This window comes from uncultured Photobacterium sp. (assembly GCF_947039875.1).
Taxonomy (GTDB): Bacteria; Pseudomonadota; Gammaproteobacteria; order Enterobacterales; family Vibrionaceae; genus Photobacterium.
On the sequence record NZ_CAMRAN010000008.1, the window covers coordinates 51,236 to 72,712 of the forward strand.

Annotated in this window: 22 protein-coding genes and 1 pseudogene; 14 read left to right on the top strand and 9 right to left on the bottom strand. The window is 39.8% G+C overall.

Annotated features, from left to right (window positions below; translation table 11 throughout):
- Positions 1-64: 64 nt before the first annotated feature.
- The 5 genes from hypA to hypB are packed head-to-tail and all read right to left on the bottom strand — an operon-like array spanning position 65 to position 3,543.
- A complete protein-coding gene (gene hypA, locus Q0V26_RS04650) occupies positions 65-421 on the bottom strand; it encodes a hydrogenase maturation nickel metallochaperone HypA (RefSeq protein ID WP_297478516.1) in 357 nt (118 codons plus the stop codon).
- Positions 421-1,452 (bottom strand): hydrogenase expression/formation protein HypE, encoded by a 1,032-nt coding sequence (hypE, locus tag Q0V26_RS04655; protein ID WP_297478517.1) that lies wholly within the window; start codon positions 1,450-1,452, stop codon positions 421-423. The genes hypA and hypE overlap by 1 nt, the downstream gene beginning before the upstream one ends.
- Complete coding sequence (hypD, locus tag Q0V26_RS04660; RefSeq protein ID WP_297478519.1) at positions 1,449-2,570, bottom strand: hydrogenase formation protein HypD; 1,122 nt, start codon at positions 2,568-2,570, stop codon at positions 1,449-1,451. The genes hypE and hypD overlap by 4 nt, the downstream gene beginning before the upstream one ends.
- On the bottom strand, positions 2,567-2,806 hold the full coding sequence (locus Q0V26_RS04665; RefSeq protein ID WP_080157651.1) for a HypC/HybG/HupF family hydrogenase formation chaperone: 240 nt from the start codon (positions 2,804-2,806) through the stop codon (positions 2,567-2,569). Before Q0V26_RS04665 ends, hypD begins: the two co-directional genes overlap by 4 nt.
- Before the next feature lie 2 nt (positions 2,807-2,808).
- Positions 2,809-3,543 (bottom strand): hydrogenase nickel incorporation protein HypB, encoded by a 735-nt coding sequence (hypB, locus tag Q0V26_RS04670; protein WP_297478521.1) that lies wholly within the window; start codon positions 3,541-3,543, stop codon positions 2,809-2,811.
- Between the two features lie 410 nt (positions 3,544-3,953).
- Here hypB and Q0V26_RS04675 point away from each other — a divergent pair, with 410 nt between their 5' ends.
- Entirely contained in the window at positions 3,954-4,529 is a 576-nt protein-coding gene (locus tag Q0V26_RS04675; RefSeq protein ID WP_297478523.1) for a hypothetical protein, read from the top strand.
- Positions 4,530-4,631: 102 nt separating this feature from the next.
- Here the strand turns inward: Q0V26_RS04675 and Q0V26_RS04680 are convergent, their stop codons facing one another.
- The 4 genes and pseudogenes from Q0V26_RS04680 to Q0V26_RS04695 form a co-directional block, all read right to left on the bottom strand.
- The gene (locus Q0V26_RS04680; protein ID WP_297478525.1) at positions 4,632-5,027 is read right to left on the bottom strand and encodes a hypothetical protein; all 396 of its coding nucleotides are present in this window, start codon (positions 5,025-5,027) and stop codon (positions 4,632-4,634) included.
- Between the two features lie 209 nt (positions 5,028-5,236).
- Complete coding sequence (gene hutZ / locus Q0V26_RS04685; protein ID WP_297478528.1) at positions 5,237-5,794, bottom strand: heme utilization protein HutZ; 558 nt, start codon at positions 5,792-5,794, stop codon at positions 5,237-5,239.
- Between the two features lie 131 nt (positions 5,795-5,925).
- Positions 5,926-6,444, bottom strand: coding sequence for a heme utilization cystosolic carrier protein HutX (hutX, locus tag Q0V26_RS04690; RefSeq protein WP_297478531.1), 519 nt, complete (start codon positions 6,442-6,444; stop codon positions 5,926-5,928).
- 51 nt (positions 6,445-6,495) lie between these two features.
- A pseudogene (locus tag Q0V26_RS04695) lies at positions 6,496-7,232 on the bottom strand (heme anaerobic degradation radical SAM methyltransferase ChuW/HutW); the annotation flags it as partial.
- Positions 7,233-7,538: 306 nt separating this feature from the next.
- Between Q0V26_RS04695 and Q0V26_RS04700 the strand changes: the two are divergent.
- The 13 genes from Q0V26_RS04700 (at position 7,539) to Q0V26_RS04760 (ending at position 21,472) form a co-directional block, all read left to right on the top strand.
- Positions 7,539-8,375 (top strand): energy transducer TonB, encoded by an 837-nt coding sequence (locus tag Q0V26_RS04700; RefSeq protein ID WP_297478532.1) that lies wholly within the window; start codon positions 7,539-7,541, stop codon positions 8,373-8,375.
- A 3-nt stretch (positions 8,376-8,378) separates the two neighbouring features.
- On the top strand, positions 8,379-9,080 hold the full coding sequence (locus Q0V26_RS04705; protein ID WP_297478535.1) for a MotA/TolQ/ExbB proton channel family protein: 702 nt from the start codon (positions 8,379-8,381) through the stop codon (positions 9,078-9,080).
- A complete protein-coding gene (locus Q0V26_RS04710; protein ID WP_297478537.1) occupies positions 9,077-9,496 on the top strand; it encodes a biopolymer transporter ExbD in 420 nt (139 codons plus the stop codon). Before Q0V26_RS04705 ends, Q0V26_RS04710 begins: the two co-directional genes overlap by 4 nt.
- Positions 9,496-10,404 (top strand): ABC transporter substrate-binding protein, encoded by a 909-nt coding sequence (locus tag Q0V26_RS04715; protein ID WP_297478540.1) that lies wholly within the window; start codon positions 9,496-9,498, stop codon positions 10,402-10,404. The genes Q0V26_RS04710 and Q0V26_RS04715 overlap by 1 nt, the downstream gene beginning before the upstream one ends.
- 18 nt (positions 10,405-10,422) lie before the next feature.
- The gene (locus tag Q0V26_RS04720) at positions 10,423-11,460 is read left to right on the top strand and encodes an iron ABC transporter permease (protein ID WP_297478542.1); all 1,038 of its coding nucleotides are present in this window, start codon (positions 10,423-10,425) and stop codon (positions 11,458-11,460) included.
- A complete protein-coding gene (locus Q0V26_RS04725; RefSeq protein ID WP_297478545.1) occupies positions 11,457-12,248 on the top strand; it encodes a heme ABC transporter ATP-binding protein in 792 nt (263 codons plus the stop codon). Before Q0V26_RS04720 ends, Q0V26_RS04725 begins: the two co-directional genes overlap by 4 nt.
- A gap of 389 nt (positions 12,249-12,637) precedes the next feature.
- Complete coding sequence (gene purR / locus Q0V26_RS04730; protein ID WP_297478547.1) at positions 12,638-13,642, top strand: HTH-type transcriptional repressor PurR; 1,005 nt, start codon at positions 12,638-12,640, stop codon at positions 13,640-13,642.
- Positions 13,643-14,008: 366 nt separating this feature from the next.
- The gene (locus Q0V26_RS04735) at positions 14,009-14,596 is read left to right on the top strand and encodes a TfoX/Sxy family DNA transformation protein (RefSeq protein ID WP_297478549.1); all 588 of its coding nucleotides are present in this window, start codon (positions 14,009-14,011) and stop codon (positions 14,594-14,596) included.
- 481 nt (positions 14,597-15,077) lie between these two features.
- Entirely contained in the window at positions 15,078-15,695 is a 618-nt protein-coding gene (locus tag Q0V26_RS04740; RefSeq protein WP_297478552.1) for a carboxymuconolactone decarboxylase family protein, read from the top strand.
- The gene (locus Q0V26_RS04745; protein WP_297478554.1) at positions 15,685-17,835 is read left to right on the top strand and encodes an FAD-dependent oxidoreductase; all 2,151 of its coding nucleotides are present in this window, start codon (positions 15,685-15,687) and stop codon (positions 17,833-17,835) included. The genes Q0V26_RS04740 and Q0V26_RS04745 overlap by 11 nt, the downstream gene beginning before the upstream one ends.
- 80 nt (positions 17,836-17,915) lie before the next feature.
- Positions 17,916-19,079, top strand: coding sequence for an ABC transporter substrate-binding protein (locus tag Q0V26_RS04750; RefSeq protein ID WP_363316460.1), 1,164 nt, complete (start codon positions 17,916-17,918; stop codon positions 19,077-19,079).
- A gap of 85 nt (positions 19,080-19,164) precedes the next feature.
- Positions 19,165-20,832 (top strand): ABC transporter permease subunit, encoded by a 1,668-nt coding sequence (locus tag Q0V26_RS04755; RefSeq protein ID WP_297478560.1) that lies wholly within the window; start codon positions 19,165-19,167, stop codon positions 20,830-20,832.
- 4 nt (positions 20,833-20,836) lie between these two features.
- Complete coding sequence (locus Q0V26_RS04760; protein WP_297478563.1) at positions 20,837-21,472, top strand: ATP-binding cassette domain-containing protein; 636 nt, start codon at positions 20,837-20,839, stop codon at positions 21,470-21,472.
- Positions 21,473-21,477: the final 5 nt, after the last annotated feature.

The window sequence follows — 21,477 nt, forward strand, 5'->3', positions numbered from 1 at the left end:
ACGGAAATTAAAAAAGGCCATATCAGCATTAACTGATACGGCCTTTTTTAGTGATAATCGCTGCTTATGCGTCTTTGCTTTGCTCGACTTCAAGCTGCATTAGCATTAAATCTTCGCCATCTAAAACATGGGTGCGATTACTACCGCAATGCTGACAGATAATGCTGCGCTCGTTATGAATGGTTTCTTGTCCACATTCAAGGCAGGATAACACCAGCGGCTGAATGTTCATTTCAAACTCAGCGTCATGGCAAATGCCTTCCAGCTTAAAAGTCTGAAAAGCCGTTTCAAGTAAGGCGGGTTCTACCCCACTTAAAATGCCGACTTTAATTGCAACACGAGTGACTTTGTCTGCATTGTTATCACGAGCATGTTGTTCGCATTGTTCGATTAAAGCGCCAACAATGGAATACTCGTGCATTAACAGATCCTCGGTAATAATTCACCTTGAGGAAGGTCAAGATAACGACGACTACCCCAACCACTGGTTAGAATTACACGACCTGTATGTTCATTATTAACCGAACCAATCACAGCTGCGTTTTCACAGGCGGCAAAGGCTTCAAGCACTTCTAATGCTTTTTGCGCTTGTGCCTGAGGCAATGCAATAATAAACGTGCCTTCGTTGGCTAAATCAAACGGTTCAAACCCGTATAATTCACATAGGCCACGCACTTCTTCACTAACAGGTACATCATCTTCAACAAGGTTGATACCCACATCAGAGGCTTGTGCCCATTCATTTAATACCGCAGATAAACCGCCACGGGTTGCATCACGCATTGCATGAATATCAAGCCCTGCCGCAATAAGTGCTTCAACCGCAGGCCATAGCGTATTGCAGTCACTGATAAGCTCAGATTCAAGGGTTAAGCCTTCACGCGCCATTAAAATAGCTGCGCCATGACGACCAACATCACGCGACACAATAATTGCATCACCATCAGCAAGGTTACGGACTGAAATGCCTGTTTGCATGATTTTGCCAACACCGGTGGTATTAATAAAAATACCGTCAGCACACCCTTTAGGCACTACTTTAGTATCACCACAAACGATTTTAGCACCTGAAATACTTAACTCATTTGCCATGCTATTAACGATAGTTTTAAGTTTATCGATTTCAAACCCTTCTTCGATAATCACACTACAACTTAAATATTGTGGTTGTGCGCCCATCATCGCTAAATCATTCACAGTGCCTGCAATGGCTAATTTACCAATGTTACCACCAGCAAAAAACAACGGTGACACTGTAAATGAATCAGTAGTAAAGGCAGTTTTACCTTCAAGGGTTAATACTGCAGCATCTTCTTCGCTACGCAGAATCGCATTATCAAACGCTTTAAAGAATAAGCCTTTAATGAGCTTATTCATTTCCTGACCGCCACCGCCATGACTTAGTTGAATAGATTTTGTAGTCGATAAAGCGGAGAAATCTTGTTCACTCATTTTACACCTCGGTAACGGAAATACGCATTACACGCACCTTCTGAACTCACCATGCAACTGCCAAGTGGCGTTTGTGGCGTACAACCACGACCAAAGACTTTACAATCTTTTGGTTTTGCTAAACCGCGTAGAATATCACCGCACTGACACGCTTTATGGTCATCAATCGGTGTCATTGGCAAGCAAGCAGCAAATTTAATTTCAGCATCACGATGGCGATATTTTTCATTCAATTGTAATGCTGAGTTAGCAATCGGCCCTAAGCCACGCCAGCGGAAACTATCACGAATATCAAAACAACGTTTAACCGCCGCTTGAGCAACCGTATTACCTTCTTCTGTTACCGCGCGTGTATATTGCACATCAAGTTCAGCAATGCCTGCTACTCTTTGCTTGGTTAAGCGCAGAATAGATTCCATCACATCAACGGGTTCAAATCCTGCAACCACGACCGGCGTTTGGTATTTTTCAACTACCGAGCGATAAATTTTAGCACCTTCAATAACACTTACATGTGAAGGACCAATAAAGGCATTCACTTTCACCGCAGGATCAGCCATCACCACATCAATTGCAGGTGGCACTAATACATGGTTAATATGAAAATAAAGGTTATTGATCTGACGTTGCTCGGCAAGTTCAATTAAAATCGCCGTCATTGGGGTTGAGGTTTCAAACCCAATCGCAAAGAAAACCACGTCTTTATCGGGGTTATCAAGCGCAATCGTTAAGCAATCAAGCGGATCATAAATTGGGCGAATATCACACCCTTGAGCGCGATATTGTGCCAAGCTGCCTTTTGAACCAGGAACACGAATCATGTCGCCCAATGTCACTAAAATCACATTAGGCTGACTCGCTAATGCCGCTGCATGATCAATGCGCTCTTTGGGCATCACACACACAGGACAGCCAGGGCCGTGAATAAAATCAATGTTCTCAGGTAATAGCTGCTTTAAACCATACTTCATAATGGTATGAGTATGACCACCACACACTTCCATTACTTGCATCGGCTCAGGTAAATCAACCGCAAGTTGCTTAATCTGTTCAGCTAAACTCAATACTGTATCGGCATCACGAAAGCCTTCATACAGTTTTTTTAGATCGAAATTCATATTGGAAGTGGCCCTGATTCATCCATAATAAACTGATACATTTCAAGACTTTCTTGTGCATCTTTATCATCAATTTTGCTCATGACAAAACCGATATGGATCAATACATACTCACCAATAGCAAGCGGGTCCATTAATAGATGACAGCTTACGCGACGTTTTACGCCCATAGTATCAACCGTGACGGTATTATCTTCGTGAATCTCTACAACTTGCGATGGAATCGATAAACACATAATTACGCTTCCTGTGGGCGTTGATTAGCAGTTAACCACTTAACTAAAGGCGCAAAAGTTGCTTCATCTTTGGTTGATAGCGTAATCACTTCAACATTAGGATTCAGTTTCTTCAGTTGTGCTTTCGCTTCATCAACGCTGAAATCAAAATACGGTAATAAATCACACTTAGTGATCAAAACCACATCCGCCCGACGAAACATCACTGGGTATTTTTCAATTTTGTCATCACCTTCTGGCACAGAAACCAAAACAATATTTTTATGGGTGCCCACATCGTAACTTGCAGGACAAACTAAGTTACCCACGTTCTCAACAAAGCAAATATCAATATTTTTAAGATCAACATGATGTAATGCACCGTGAACCATAAAGGCATCAAGGTGACACGCAGAACCTGTTTGAATTTGGTATGCGTCAATACCGTGTGCTTTTAGGCGATCAGCATCACGCGAAGTTTCTAGATCACCTTCAATGACCGCATATTTTAAATCGGTGTACTTATGTAAATGCTCCAGTAATGTGGTTTTACCGCTACCAGGGCTACTCATCAAATTAAATGCCGTCACATTTTGTGCTTCAAAATGGGCGCGATTATGTGCAGCCTCCACATCATTCTTATCTAGAATTTTATGAATAACTGATAATGTCTTTTTATCATTTAATTGAGGGTTTGCTTGTAGTTGGTGATGATGGTGATCACCTCTTGGTAATGAACAACCGCAATCTTGGCACATATGAACTCCAGCAATAGAGGGACTTTTAGCTATCGTTTTAATCAAAAAATAGATAAACGGTAGGAAAATTAAACAGGACTCAGTTTAGGTTATTGAACACTCAAATTCTGAGAATTATAAGCATCAATTATCTATGCTTTAAGCGAATAAATCAATTTGTGTGACAATTTATTTGACGGATAATTAGATTAATATTATATATATCGCCCTTACTGACAAACTGATAAAATATGCGTTTGCGATTCAGTTTAGCTTCAGACTTAATGACAATTATCTGACATAACCCTAAATCTGTACGCGTATGTTATGTCATAAGAACTTCAAGAGTAATTACGCTGAGACTTGCTATAACGCTCTCTCATGATATCTTGAATAAGAATGTTATTCATCGAACAAAAAGAGAAACCATAATGCAAACAAAAACATCTAACTTAAAAACCAAGCTTCTAAAATTAGCTGCACCCGTTGCGTTAGCTTGTGCATTTGCAGCTGCACCAACAGTAGCGATGGCTAAAGATGCTCCAAATGCCTCTATGGTGGCATCTCAAAAAACCACAGCTGAACAACAAAAGGTTGTTGCTGAAATTGGTAAAATCCAGCAAGAGCTTGCCGCTATTCGTGTGAAAACATTAAAAGCAAATCCTCAATTAATCGAAGAGATGAAAGCTTACGAAACAGCATTTAACAATAAAGTTAAAGCCAAGGGTTACAAACCAGAAAAACTAATCAAGCGTGCTCAAGAAATCCAAGTTGAAGCAACAAAGAAAGATGTTTCAAATGATAAGCGTACTGAGTTGATTAAAGAATTTACAACTATCCGTACTACGCTTGAGAAGCAACAACGTTCAATCTTGAATGATCCTGCAATCAGTAAGCAAGACAAAAAAGTACAAGATGACGTGATTAAGGCCATGAAAAAACAAGATCCAAAAACGACTGATCTACTAAAAAAATTAAATCAACTTGTTATGCAATTTAAAAAATAATTGCGTAATATAACTGAATAGTCTTTTATTCAAAAAAAGGATAATCAAACGATTATCCTTTTTTATATCTACTGTTTTATCTCTAATGAATAGAATATATAATTACAGCTTAACCGCTTGATTTTGACTTAACAATTTCATGCCATTAATAATTTTTGCAAGCCACACCACTACCGCGACAAAAGCTATAGCCCCACCGACGAACGGTAAGATGTTCAACACTTTATCTAGAATTTCGCTATGAATCCAGTATTCAGCACCAGCAATCATGCCCGTTGTTGTTGCTGCCGACACACCCAACACCACAAAAAAAGTAAGAAACAAAAAGAAACTACGAATAATGGTGTAGTAATGGCTATAAGCAACCTCATCAGCGCCTTTATCAAGTTTATAGCCAGCATAAATAATGGCGATAATCCCTGATAATAATAAAGTAAACGGGGTTAGAAAGCTGGCAATATATGCAAACCAAATACCCTTTTTATGTTCTTCCGTCATCATATGGTCCGAATAAATAAGCAATGTATAAGTTAATTATCACTGATATTTACTTGAGTTCAAGTTTCGCTCTAAATTACGATGACCGGGATCAACTTCTCGATCATTACTGTCGCTAGGATCTGCTATAACGCCCTAAACGAACACATGCCTGCGATAAATCGACAGGCATGGAGTAGGTTTATTTTACGACTGCGAACAAATGCTATTTATAATTTATCCGTTGGCGTTTCAATTTCAGAGCCATCTTTAATACGACGGTGACCTTGTTCTAAATGAACAAAATCCACTAAATCATCACCACTAACTTGAAACGCTTTACCAAACCCTTTTACAAATAGCCCTTGCGTTGGTGCTAAGCGGAATAAGACAAAATCTTCTAAGCCACTTAAACCATCAATTATCTCACCAAAGCGATCCCGTAACGCTACCACTGCCGATGTCCAACGATCACTATTACGCTCAACCACACTCACATCAGCTTCAAAGGTTAATCGTTTACGGGCATACAACGTTTTGGCCGTAGTTTCATCTTCAATCATCATGAGAGAGACTTGAGGATTTTCCAGTAAATTACGCGCATGCTTGGCAATCTGACTAATTAACACGTAATACCCATCATCAAGTAACGCAAAAGGTGCATAACTAACATTAGGTTTGCCATTAATATCAACCGTCGCCAGTTGCAGTGTTAAACACGCTTCACGAAATTCTTTAATCTCTGGTCCTAAACGGTTTTGCAGTCGTTGTTGTTTTACTTCACCCATTTTATTTCCCTTCTTCCTTTTTAATGCAGACTGACTAACATTCTATTTTTATATTGTTATTATATTTTTAACTCATGTTTTTAAAATAATGGTTCTTTTTAACTAATGACTGCTTCTCATAAACCAAACATTTAATTTGTTAGTAGTTTGAGCTGTTGAAATTTTTCAATTTGATCTGAAAATAAGTTGCGCTGTTTATCTCGCCCCAAATAGACTTTAAAGATACATTCACCGTGTTCGGCAAAGAAACCTATAAAATAGCTTTCCTGACCCATAAATGGCTTACTAACTAATGCAATATGCTCAACTAAATCTAATCGTAGATGACCATGTAATTCACCCTCTTTACCCATTAAATTATAGTAACCGCGGGCTAATTTTCCTTTGGGAAACGGTGCTTTTACTTCAAAGATAGATCCCATTGAATGCACGATGGCCGTAACTGGCCCCCAACTCGGTAATACCTCTACGATGGTTTGTGCCACATTGCCAGCCAATGGAAAAACTAACTCAGATGGCAGCGATAACACCACTTCACCTTCTGTAACCTGTAGTTGTTCAGCAATTGCACCTGCATGAAGTTTTTCATCCTGTTGTAATATTTGAGCAACTTTCGTTTTTAATTCATCATGAGAATAGCGAGTAAACACAGTTATCATCCTTTTAATTACAATTAGCTAATAAATTTAATTTTCACACGGTTAAGATTGTGCTTTTATCGTTGCAGTCGTTATTACTTGAATCAAGGCTTGCGCCAGCGTCACCGCCCAAAATTGTCCCGCTAACGTCAGATTTAAATAGCGGTGATGCCCAAGTTGTTCTATTTCGACAAAACCATGTTGTTGCCACAGTTGAAATAATGGCATGCAAAAACTAAACAATGGCCAACCGGCTTGCTTATCAAGTTGTTTTGCAACAATCACTCCACGATCAAAGCCCGCTTTAATTGCCGTATTAACCGCAGCATGAGGTGATGATTTAACCATCATCGCGAGTGGAATTCGTTGGTTATTAACATCATCCATATAACGTTCAAGTTTGCGATGTTGCACATAACCATAACCGCCAACATTGCCCCCTGCATCCGCCCCTAGCGGTAAGACTTCTGCGGTGGTTTTAGCAAGACTGTTATAGCAACTTCGTTCACGGTTATCGCGCGCCCAATGATTAACACTTAAACGGCGTAGATGATGTTTAGCCATATAATCTACCCCATTTCAAACATTGAAGCTTTAGTCATAGTATCAGCTGGCTCTGGTAAACGGCCTTGTTCAACCATTTTCCCCATTGGCGTATTGCCCATTTCAATCAGCTGATATAAATCAACACCATGGGCACCAGAATCAAGAAAATCATTTAAATCTTGTTGCCACACATCAAGATTCTGGTATGGAAGTCCATAGAGTAAATCAATCACAATTGGCGCTTGATCGGTTGCTATCACTTTTCAAGCTGCTTATTTCAAGATTTCAATGCAGAAACGGTGCATTGCCATTCCCATCAATGATTCTTTATCTCATTTGCGGCCATGATATTTTGCATTGAATAATATTGCAAATGATAATTGATATTATTCGCATTTCGTGGATAATGGCTAAAAATAAAGAGGCTATATTAATGGTTATGTAAGTAACCACATGAAAATGCTGATAAAACGGACTGTACACACAAGGGGTGGTATTTTGCATCAATATTCAATCACTATCGACAACATTCTTTTTAGTGTTATTTTTAGGTAATAATAGTGAATACAAAACGTTACGTTGCCGCTGGGGCGATATCATTATTGGTTCATAGTATGTTTCTTGCTGCTATGCCAACCAAAGATCCAATCACACTGACGATGGGAAGCGATACTCCACACGTTAGTTTAACCTTCGTTGCAGTTCCACCTGCTGTGGCGAAAACGCCACCACCAACGGTAACGCCAGTATCCACCCCGACAGAATCAGTACCAATAAAGCCAGCCCCAGTAAAGCCCCCTGTTATATCGACTATGAAGCGCTTAGCAAAGACCACAACAGCAAATAAAACCGTCTCGAAAAAAGCCCCTACACTTAAAAAAACTGCACCGCCGAAAAAGAAAACTGCACCGCCGATTAAAAACAGCGTTACCCCAATAAAAAACGTCACCTCAGTAAAAAAGAAGCAGCTTACGCATAAAAAACCTTTAAAGCAGACATCATCAGCTGTAACAACGACGACGGATACAAAAACAGCGCTAAAATCAACAAAATCACTTTCAAATCAATCGAATAAAACAGCAGCCATCGCTGTCGATAATGCAGGAACACAAGCATTACAATTGGTATCAAAGCCGACCTTTGTGACACGACCAGGCGCTGTCAATTACCCCAAATTAGCCAAACGTCGCGGCATTGAGGGTCAAGTACTGATTGAAGTCTGGATTGGTATAAAAGGACAACAACTCAAACAAAAACTGATCAAATCATCCGGTGCTCATATCTTAGATAACGCAGCAATTACGGCGATTAAGAAATGGCATTTTTCTTCTCATATTGTGAACGGTAAGGCGATTACCCACCGAGTACAGATCCCTATACGTTTTAAACTGGACTAAACCATGACTGTTATCGACAACCTCACCCAACAATTTGGCCTTATGACATGGCCGCTGCTTACATGCTCAGCACTAACGATCATGATTCTCGTCGAGCGTTTTATACAAGTACTACTCTGCACGGGCGTTGGAAAAACCAAAATCACCGCCCTTTTAGATAAACAGAATCGACATGATGATCGTGCGCTAGATCAGTTAGCAGACCAACTTAAGCATCAACGACCATTACTGTGTAAAGGCATCGCAATGCTTATTTCTCATCGTCATTTCACGAAACCATTACGTGAAGATGCTGCGGGTATTTGGTTACTTCAACAGCGCCAGCAATTACGTTCAGGGCTACGGCTACTGAGTTTAATTGGTGTGATTAGTCCGTTATTAGGTTTACTTGGTACGGTGTTGGGCTTAATTGAAATGTTTAAAGGCATTGCACTATCAACAGGCTCGGTTACGCCAAGTGATCTTGCTGATGGTTTAGGTTTAGCAATGCGTACAACAGCGGCTGGCTTAATTATTGCCCTGCCCGCTATTACAGGTTCACAGCTATTAGGTATATGGGCCGATAGCATTATGGCGAAACTGGAGCACAGCTTAAACCGTTGTAATTTATGGTTAGAAGGCATGAACATTGATGTCGGTAATAGCCCAGTAAAACCGTGTGATACTTGTAAAGAAAACCCGGCTTACACTGGCAAATCAGCATGATTAGTATCAATAATAGTCAGCAAAATGCAGACGAACTCAATCCTGATTTAACGCCTTTATTGGATATTATCTTTATTGTGATGGTGTTTTTATTACTTACCGCAACAGTAAAAATTAAATCATTAGATGTGGAATTACCGCAGACCTCGACCCAAATATTACAAACAACCAAGGCCGATCCGATCACGATAAATCTGGTTGCGACTGAACCTTATTGGGCATTAGACGGTCAATCGGTCGACAACTGGGACAACTTTTCACAGCAATTATTAACCGCTGTAAAAGCACATTCAGATAAACCTGTCGTTATTGGTGCTGATAAAAAAGCATCCGTAGAACAAATGCTCAAGTTATTAGCTTTTCTACAAAAAAATGACATTAAAGCCACACAACTATTAATGGAAGATCAACAATAATGGACAGCTACCGTTCTTTTATCGCCTCACCTTGGCGTCACGTTTCTCAAAAAATACTGTTATCAGCAACACTATTTATCACAGCTTCAAGCATATTTAGTCCTCTCGCCCATGCACAAGCAAGTTCTGCAAGAGTTATTAGTGCAGGTGCGGCTATTACAGAAATCATTAACGCTTTAGGGGCTGAAAAGCAATTAATAGCTGTCGATGTTACCAGTAAAACCCTTGTAGCGGATGATATGCCTAAAGTCGGCTATCACCGTCAACTGTCAGCAGAAAGCCTGATTGCTTTAGCCCCCACTCGTATTATTGGCTCTGATGAAATGGGGCCACCCAAAACATTAACCCTTTTAAAACAATCGGGGATTGAGGTGGATATTGTTAACGGTGGCGAAACGGTGTCTGATTTACTGCATCGAATCGATCAAGTTGCGGCCTTAACTCAACATTCACAACAAGCGCAGCAACTTAAGCAAACTATCGCAGCGACAGTAAAAAACATCGGAAAAAACAATACTCATCAGACTCAACCAAAAAAAGTATTGTTCTTAATGATTCATGATGGGCGACCAATTAGCGTTGCCGGCAAAAATACCACAGCAGACAGTATTATTACTTTAGCGGGGGCGATAAACCCAGCGGCAGCCGTTGTTGCAAACTATAAGCCAGTTTCAACCGAAGCTATTTTGCAAATGCAACCCGACATTATTTTACTTAGCAGTCGCACCACAACTTCAATTAAAAATATGGCACAACTCATCAAAAAAATGCCGGTATTAGAAGCCACTCCTGCGGCAAAAAATAATGCCATTGCCGTGATTGATGGTACGGCATTAATTGGTGGCTTAGGCATTCATAGTATTAATGAAGCCATGCGTCTTAATCATGTTTTTTACCCACAATCGTAATCTGAGATAAATGTCACCATGAACGTTAATCGTATTTCACCCCATGTCATTTATTCGATTAGTCTCGGTGCATTGCTCTTTGCACTATTAAGCTCTATCGCTATTGGACCGATGGATATCAGTTATAAAGACAGTTTTTTATCTTTATTACCAGGTAAGCATCAACTTGCCGCCCATGTTGATTTGGTGATCCATCAAATACGCTTACCAAGAACATTATTGTGTATTGCGATTGGTGCCATACTTGCCATCTGTGGAGCGGTGCTACAAGGGTTGTTTCGTAACCCTCTTGCCGATCCGGGCATTATTGGTATTTCAGGTGGAGCAGGCCTAGGCGCTGCGTTTGCGATCATTTTATTTGCCCCATTAATGGCGCAATATCCTTTATTAATGAATATTGGTGCTGTGCCCTTTTTCGCTTTTTTGGGTGGTGCGCTGAGCACATATTTGGTGTATCACCTCGGTACTGATAAAAACGGCACATCTGTCGTGGTAATGCTATTAGCAGGTGTCGCAATTGGTGCTATTTCTGGTGCAGGGTTGGGGTTACTTAACTATATTGCCGATGATCAAGCGCTACGTGATTTTTCATTATGGTCAATGGGATCACTTACAGGGGCGACATGGCCAAATATTGGTCTTGCCTTTGTGAGCCTCATTGTTATCTATTATTATTGTTATCGCCAAGCTAATGCACTGAACGCCTTTTTATTGGGAGAAGCTGAAGCCCGCCATATGGGAGTGGATGTTCAGCATCTAAAGCGTAGTTTAATTATTGTATGTGCCGCTGGTGTGGGTATTACCGTTGCTATTACAGGTCCTATTGGCTTTATCGGTTTAGTAATCCCCCATTTAGGGCGCATGATTTCAGGCCCTAATCATAAAACGTTATTACCAATCTCAGCTATTCTAGGTGCTTTAATTTTACTTGTCGCAGATATGATCGCGCGTAGTGCTTTTGCACCACAAGAACTCCCCGTTGGTATTATTACCGCCATTTTAGGCGCTCCATTCTTCATTTATCTATTGAATAAACAAAAAGGCAGAATCGCATGACGGCAACCTCTGCACGCCCCACTGTCATTTCGGCACGTGATTTACAATTAACATTAGCAGGAAAAGTATTATTAGATAACTTTAATATTGATATAAAGGCAGGTGAAATCACGGCGCTACTTGGGCCTAATGGCGCAGGTAAAAGCACATTACTTAAAATACTCTGCGGTGAAATGATACCTGAAAGTGGTCAGGTTACATTTTTTAATCGCAATATTGAAGATTGGCAACGATCTGAACTGGCGTGCCATTTAGGTATTTTACCGCAACACAGTTCGCTGTCTTTTGCCTTTACCTGTAAAGAAGTGGTTGAACTTGGCACTATGCCGCTATGTTTGTCACGCCAAGAAATTGACGATATCACCCTCACAACCATGCGTAATACTGATGTTCTTCATCTTGCACCACGCTTATATCCCACGTTATCAGGGGGTGAAAAACAACGAATCCATTTCGCACGCGTGCTAACACAACTCAGTCAAGCTCATGATAAATGTATTCTAATGTTAGATGAGCCAACATCAGCGTTAGATCTCGCCCACCAGCATAAAACGCTACAAATGGCACAAACCATGGCAGCAAAAGGTGCCGCTGTTATCATCGTATTACATGATCTCAACTTAGCTGCGCAATATGCTCAACGTATGGTCATTATTCAACACGGTAAAATTCAAGCCGATGGATCACCATGGCAAGCATTACAGCCTGAAATAATTAACAATGTCTACGGTTGGAACATTTCCGTACATCCCCACCCTATTCATGGTTATCCTTACCTACTAACATAATATCAAAGCGCGCTATTTTTTTGATCGTATCTTGTGAATTTCAGTAATTTAGCCATAATATTACTGAAATTTACGATTTTTTGTTGATAGTTATCAAATAATTTACTCCCAGACAATTGAAACGTTGCACTACGCGTAACACTCAGTAAAATGTGAACGCAAGCGATTACACTTGAAAAACATGCAATAATTATAAAGCCGCGAATAAATGCGGCTTTTAGTGTTAATACTATTTAAGTATATAATAGACACATTATTGGTGCCAAATTGAATAATTAACGAGAGACTTTACCTAAAACATTGAATTATATTCATCTCAGTAATTACTCAATTTGGTACCTCACGATTAGCTAGAAACATCTCTAGCACCCATTATTAGAAGAATAAATATGGCAACCATTAAAGATGTTGCACGTATGGCTGGCGTTTCAACGACAACAGTTTCACACGTGATCAATAAAACGCGCTTTGTCGCAGAAGCAACACAGAAAAAAGTACTTGCTGCTGTTGAAGAGCTTAACTATGCACCAAGTGCTGTTGCGCGTAGCCTAAAATGTAATACAACCCGTACAATTGGCATGCTAGTCACTAAGTCAACCAACCCTTTTTTTGCTGAGGTTGTACATGGTGTTGAAGAGTATTGTTACCGTGAAGGTTACACGCTCATTTTATGTAACACTGAAGGTAACCTTTCTAAGCAATATGATTACTTACGCATGCTTGCAGAAAAGCGTGTCGATGGCTTATTGGTAATGTGTTCTGATCTTGATCAGAAATTACTGGATCTACTTGAGCGTCAAAAAGACCTACCAATGGTAGTGATGGATTGGGGTCCAGAAAGCCCACATACCGATAAAATTCAGGATAATGCTGAGCAAGGTGGCTACATTGCAACTAAGTATTTTATCGACCATGGTCATAGCCGTATTGGTTGCTTATCAGGCCATAACGATAAATCTACCTGTCGTGAACGCTTAAAAGGTTTTAATAAAGCCATGGCAGAAGCCAACTTAACCGTTAATGAAGATTGGATTCTTGAAGGTGACTTTGAATGTGATTCTGCGGTTAAAGCGGCAGAACAATATATTGCAATGACCGATCGTCCAACGGCTATTTTCTGCTTTAATGACATCATGGCAATGGCTTTAATCAGTACCTTTGAGCAAGCCGGATTACGTGTTCCCAATGATATTTCAATTATTGGCTACGACAACATTGATCTTGCGCCTTACTTTGCGCCACCGCTAACGACTATCCACCAGCCAAAACGTCGTTTAGGTAAAACGGCCATTAAAATTTTGATGGATCGTATGAAGAATAAAGATCATGAACCTCAAATTTTTGAAATGGCACCCGCTATAGTAGAACGTAAGTCTGTAAAAGATTTGCGCTAACGCGATTACCCTTTTATTAAGCCAATATTTCTATTGGCTTTTTTCTAGTAAATAAATTCCGCGCTATAATCTTACAAATATCTATTCATTTCAAAAACATGAGCGATCTCACAGATTCATCAGCTTTCATTAATATTAAAACTTACCTTTTTAAAAGATCGAATATAATAAACTCTGTAAAGACATATAGTAGTAAGCAAAAGACTTACAAATTATAAATAATACTTTTATATTGATAATATTATTTATAAAGTAATACATGGATGATTTAGAGTAGGAAAACTATCTCGTAAATAACTTTAATAATAAGTCAATTTACGACTACTTTAATGTTAGGTGACACTCATTTATTCACCGAGTAGAAATATGGACAAACCAATATTAAAAAACTCATTAAAATTATTAGACCATTTAGGTAACGTTAAATCGCGTTCTATGTTTGGTGGCTTTGGTATTTTCGCAGGCGAAGCAATGTTCGCACTTGTGGTTAATAATAAACTTCACCTAAGAGCAAACGCTAAAAATGAAGAGGAATTTCAACAAGCGGGATTAGAGCCATACATCTATAAGAAACGTGGGTTTCCTGTAATAACTAAACATTACGCCATTATTGATGAATGGTGGGAACAACCTGAAAAAATAATAGAGCAAGCTAAATATTCTCTTGAAGCAGCACTTGCTGATAAAAAAGCAAAAGAATGTTGTGCACCAGCTAGGATAAAAGATTTACCTAACTTACGCCTCTCAAATGAAAGAATGCTCAAAAAAGCAGGGATTCAAACGATTGAGCAACTATACGATCTTGGTGCACTCAACGCCTATAAGGCATTACAAAAAACACAAGAGGCACCATTAAGTTTAGAATTATTATGGGCACTAGAAGGTGCTATACATGGCCAACATTGGTCTGTAATACCAGAAAGCAGACGTAACGAACTGCTCGCGAAACTATAATAAATATATTCGTCAACTGGCTAAGTGACGCTTAAGAATAAAGAGGCTCCAGTGCCTCTTTAATTTATTTTATTCGATATCTGCATATAATCTTTCCAAACTATCCTTACTTGAACCTGCACTTCCTCTGAGCACATCTTACTGTGTACATTAATTATACAGCACAATTAAAAATACACATTCCATGAAAAAATAGTTATCCAAGATCCTGTTTATTCTTTATATCGAAAATCATAGATACATCCTTCATAGAAACGTATTTTTAACGTTCTTGAACGAATATTTATCCAATACCACACTAAAGCATCATTCACCACATAAAATGTAACAATTCATACATTCATTATTGTTATTTGTTCTTTGTTATATCTAATAATTTTTTGAATAATAAAAATTTTTGTCATTAAATGAAATACAATATCACTTCCCTCGGTCTTGCTACTTAAGAATCGATGTGATTTTCATTTAATAAGGACATACTTTGCGTATATTAACCAAAAAAACATTCTCATTATGGGTTAAACCGTTACTGTGGTTGCAAAAACGCCATTTCGGCAAAATACTCAATCCAGCTAAATTATGGGGACGTAAACCTGTCCTTTTCTGGCTAGTGGCTGTATTTTTTGGTTACCTTGATCGTAAAAAATCACCAATAGATGCCGTTATGCGTTCATTAGTTTGTGTACGTGTATCTCAACTCAATAACTGTGCTTTCTGTGTTGATGCCAATGGCATGAAACTCGCAGAACGCTGCCATTCATTAGAAAAAATTAAAGCTCTTGCAAACTGGCAAGCTTCTGATCACTTTTCAGAACAAGAACAAGCAGTGTTAACTTATACCGAAGCAATGACAATTACAGGCCAACATGTCAGTGACGATATGCTTATAGCACTTGCTACTTGGTATAGCAGTGATGACATTATTGAATTAACCGCATTAATAAGTTTTCAAAATTTATCCGCTAAATTTAATACAGCACTGGATGTACCTGCACAAGGTTTTTGCTCATTACCGATTCAACCTCAGACTCAACAAAATACAGTGCCAACAACATCAACAGCAGATGAAGAACAACTAAGGAGCCATAATGAAAAATAATAAAATTTTATTGCTTACCGTTATATTGGCAATTATTGGCACTTGGTTTTATTTTGACCTTGGACAATACCTTACCCTTGAAGCGGCTAAACGTGAACAATTAACCCTCCAAGACTATATTATTGAAAATCCAATTACGTCTTATATTGGCTTTTTTAGTTTATATATTTTAGTCACTGCTCTGTCTATTCCTGGCGCATCAATATTAACCTTATTAGGTGCGGCTTTATTTGGTTTCTGGGCCAGCCTAATTATGGTGTCTTTTGCCAGTACAATAGGCGCAACACTGGCCTTTCTATCTAGCCGTTTTATTTTACGTGATTGGGTACAAGCAAAATTTGGTAATCGCTTAGCAACATTAAATGATGGCATAAAGAAAGAAGGCGGATTTTATCTGCTGAGTTTACGTTTAATTCCTGTTTTCCCTTTTTTCCTTATTAATCTTTTAATGGGATTAACCATAATTAAAACCCGTACTTTTTTCTGGGTCAGCCAATTAGGTATGTTAGCGGGTACTGCCGTTTATATTAATGCGGGTACTCAACTTGGAAAAATAGATTCACTCAGCGGTATTATCTCAGCACCTGTTTTATTCTCTTTAGTTCTACTCGGCCTCTTCCCATTACTTACAAAATGGATAATGAAAACAATGGCAATAAAAAAACAATACAAACAATGGCAAAAGCCCGCTCGCTTTGATCAGAATCTAGTTGTCATTGGTGCAGGTTCAGGCGGTTTAGTTAGCGCGTACATTGCTGCCGCAGTAAAAGCAGATGTTACTCTTATTGAACGTCACAAAATGGGTGGTGATTGTTTAAATACCGGTTGTGTTCCATCAAAAGCACTTATTCGTGCGGCACATACTGCGGCTGATATCAAAAATGCATCAACACTTGGTATCGATGCTCACATTGATAATATCGATTTTACTCAAGTGATGGGCCGCATTCATAAAGTTATTACGAAAATTGAACCTCATGATTCTATCGAACGTTACAGTAAGCTTGGCGTAAATTGTGTTACAGGTGATGCAACTATCCTATCGCCATGGGAAGTTGAAGTGAATGGCACCCGTATTACAACGCGTAATATTGTTATTGCAACTGGCGCGCGTCCATTAGTGCCTGCGATCCCTGGCTTAGATACGGTTAATTACTTAACGTCTGATACTGTATGGCAATTAACAGCCCTTCCTAAGCGATTATTGATCCTTGGTGGTGGCCCTATTGGTTGTGAATTAGCCCAAAGTTTCTGCCGATTAGGTGCTGAAGTCACGATTGTTGAACGATCACCCCAACTACTAAACCGTGAAGATCGCGATGCGGCTCAGTTAGTTGAGCAATCTCTTGCTCACGATGGTGTAAACATCTTACTGCAACATAATGCGGTCCAATTTGAATCTACTCTTGATGACAATGGCCAACGTATCCAACGTGTTGTTGTTGAACATGACAACCAACAAGTGAGCATAGAATTTGATGCCGTAATGGTCGCTTTAGGCCGTGTTGCGAATGTACAAGGCTTTGGTTTAGAAGAACTCGGCATTACCACAACAGAGCGTGGCACTGTCGCTGTGAACCAATATCTACAAACACAATATCCTAATATTTATGCCGTCGGTGATGTTGCTGGCCCTTACCAATTAACTCACGTAGCTGCACATCAAGCATGGTATGCCGCAGTCAATAGTTTATTTGGTGCCGTTAAGAAATTCAAAGTCGATTATTCAGTTATTCCAGCCGTCACTTACACGGCACCTGAATTAGCAAGAGTGGGCATTAATGAAAAAGAAGCGCAAGCGCAAGGGATTGACTATGAAATCACCCGTTATGGATTGGATGATTTAGATCGTGCCATTGCTGATGGTTATGATGAAGGTTTTATTAAAATATTAACCCCTAAAGGCAGCGATAAAATTCTGGGTGCCACTATTGTTGGCCACCATGGCGGTGATTTATTAGCTGAGTTTACGCTCGCAATGCGTCATAACTTAGGGCTAAATAAGATCTTAGGCACGATTCATCCTTACCCAACCATGAGTGAAGGTGCAAAGTACACCGCTGGCGTATGGAAACAAGCCCATGCCCCTCAAAAACTGCTTGCTTGGGTCAAAAAATATCACCACTGGATGCGTAATTAATCATTACGATAATAAGGATATCAACTGTGATAACAGCATTTTCTACTTTAAAAAAGCTGACGTTAACTGCTGCATTGGTCATTGGTAGTGTAACGGCACACGCCAGTGAACAGCATAAAAACGTTAATATTATGCCAACATGGCAACAAACCCTTGCTCAAGCTAAGGGAGAAACCGTCTATTTTAATGCTTGGGGTGGCAGCCAAGAAATAAATGATTATCTGTTATGGGCTAATACCCAATTACAACAGCGTTATGGTGTCACTTTAAAACAAGTAAAAGTGACCGATATAGCGGAAACCACACAACGTTTATTGGCAGAAAAAACCGCAGGCAAAAACAGCGGTGGTAGTGTTGATATGGTATGGATCAATGGCGAAAATTTTCGTTCAATGAAGCAAAATGGGCTGTTGTATGGGCCATTTACGCACCAGCTTCCAAACTGGAAATATGTCAATAAATCACTGCCTATTGATAAAGACTTTTCAGAACCAACGCAAGGACTAGAAGCACCATGGGGTGTTGGCCAACTGGTGTTTATTTATGATCCTGAAACGCTAAAAAATCCACCCAAAAGCTTTAAGGCATTATTGGCTTTAGCTCAGCAACATCCGGGAAAAATCAGCTACCCTAAACCACCTGAATTTCATGGAACAAGCTTTTTAAAAGCAGCACTGTTAGAACTCACAACTGACAAAAAAGCATTATATCACCCCTTACAGTTACCTAAAGATCAAGCGCTGTTTGATCGCGTAACAGCTCCATTATGGCATTATCTTGATCAGCTCCACAAAGTAGCATGGCATCAAGGAAAGCAATTCCCTGCGGGCACAGCTGAAACGGTACAGTTACTTGATGATCAACAATTATTATTAGCAATCACCTTTAACCCTAATGCGGCAGCCGCAGCCATTGCTAATGGTAATTTAACTGATAAGGCAAAAACTTATGCCTTTAGTGCTGGCGCATTAACTAACATCCACTTTGTTGCGATTCCGTGGAACGCAAATGCCAAAGCCGGTGCATTAGTAGCGATTAATTTCTTATTAAGCCCAGAAGCACAAGCGCACAAAGCTGACATCAATGTGTGGGGTGATCCTACAATCTTAACCTCGCAGGCGTTTAAACAACTGCCAGCAGCATATAACAAGCCAAGCTTTACGCCATATCCTTCCATTGCCGAGCCAAACCCTACATGGTTAGCGGCAATTGAGCATCAATGGCAACTTAGATACGGCAACTAAGCCGCTGTTATATTTATTATAAATTAAGCTAACTTGCATTATGATAGCAAGTTAGCTTTCCTTGTTTGCTGTTTATTTGAGTCTTATGTTAGCCATTATATTTGTTGTCACATTATTGCTATTTGCAAGTCCATTGATCATTGGCTTTCTTGGTATGCTTGCGCCTGCTTTTGCATGGCTACCAGCATTGAACATGCATCAACCATCACTATTAGGCTGGCAACAACTCTTTTCTTGGCCCGATCTGGGTGACTCAATCGCTTTAACACTACTATCAGGTTTAGGCAGCACATTACTGGCGCTATGGTGGTGTTATTTGATATTGCGCCGCTATTGGCTTAGCCCAAAGTGGCAAAAAATTGAACGCTTACTAGCCCCGTTACTCGCTTTCCCTCATATTGCTTTTGTGCTTGGTTTTGGGCTGATGTTCTCATCAACAGGCTGGATTGCCCGTATTTGGCACCATACAGGCCTCGCAGATACTCTTTATCCTGTGCTTATTCATGATAGCTTTGGTCTAGGATTACTGTTTGCATTAGCCATTAAAGAAACACCCTTTTTATTATTAATGAGCATCAGTATTTTAAAGCAGCTGGATATAAAACGTCTTTATCAAGCATCTATGAGTCTGGGATACAGCCATCAACAAATATGGTACATGGTTATACTGCCGCTATGGCTACCAAAATTACGCTTGGCGATTTTCGCGGTTGCCGGTTATGGACTTGCCGTGGTTGATGTGGCATTAATTATTGGCCCCACTCACCCCAGCACATTTTCAATGCTAATTTGGCAATGGTTTACTGATGGTGACTTAACCCAACTTCCACGCGCAGCAGCAGGAGCATTGTTATTATTTGGTATTGTCATCATTACTTTTGGACTATTACGTTTAATAGAATGGTGGCGATTATCATACGCAACATCATGGCAATATCGTGGCGCAATTCGACACTCAACCCGTCGTATTCCCTCGCCTATTGCCGCTTTTTTTAGTCATGGTTTATTATTGTTACCGTTAATTATGCTGCCTATTTTGGCCGTATGGTCATTTGCTTTACGGTGGCGTTTTCCTGACTTACTACCCAGCCGTTATAGTGTCCGTTTTTGGCAACAGCAATTTGAACCACTGCAACAGCTTATCGGTAACAGTATTTTTCTCGCATTAATCAGCAGTTGTTGTGCCTTAATCATGGTGATTCTTTGCCTTGAATATCGCCAAAAGTATCAACGTGGAATCCCTACAGTACTGATCGCGATTCCAATGGTTGCGCCACAATTATCGCTATTATTTGGTATGCAGACAGCGGTCTCTTTTGTCTCTGGCCACTATTTTTGGCAATGGGTAATTTGGAGCCATTGGCTTTATGTTTTCCCGTATATTTATCTTACGTTAGATGGGCCATGGCGCAGTTATGATCAACGATTAGATCAAACAGCAAGAAGTTTAGGCTTAAATGGCTGGCAAACATGGTGGCGAGTTAAGTTTCCACAGCTAAAACCTGCATTATGGTTAGCCTTTGCGGTTGGCTGTAGTGTCAGTTTGGCACAATATTTACCCACTCAAATGCTAGGTGCTGGGCGCGTATCCACCTTAACTACTGAAGCGGTAACGCTTGCTAGCGGCCAAGACCGACGCATCAGTGCAATTTATGGGCTATTACAAGGATTATTACCTTTGGTCTTTTTTACTATCGCGATGGTATTAGCACAACGCAAATCATCACCCGCTCAAACTCAAATAAGCAGGTAATCTTATGGCCCTTTCTGTTTCACAATTAACCTTACGTCATCGTAATAATAATGTCGTGATAGGCCCGTTAACTTTTGAGGTTGAAGCGGGTGAAATAATGACGTTAATGGGGCCTAGTGGCAGTGGTAAATCCACTATTCTTAGTGCGATTGCAGGTCACCTCGCCCCTAACTTCACTGTCACAGGTGAAATACAGCTTAATAAACAATCAATAACCTCGTTAGCACCTAATATGCGCCATATAGGTATTGTTTTTCAAGATGATTTACTGTTTCCTCACCTTAATATTTGGCAAAATCTCGCGTTTGGGTTACCACAAAATATTAAAGGTAGCCAACGTAAGCACCAAGCGTTAGCCACATTAGACGAATTGAATTTACTCCATTTACAACATCAGCAAGCCCATGAAATTTCCGGAGGTCAACGAGCAAGGATAAGTATGATGCGATTATTATTGTCGCAGCCCCAAGCAGTATTACTTGATGAACCCTTTAGTAAATTAGATAAAACCCTACGCGCAGCATTTCGTCAATTTGTGTTTGATCAAATTCAACAACGCAATATTCCGGCATTGATGGTCACACATGACGACGATGATATCCCCCCAAATGGCGATGTTTTACACTGGCCTTGGCAATAAATATT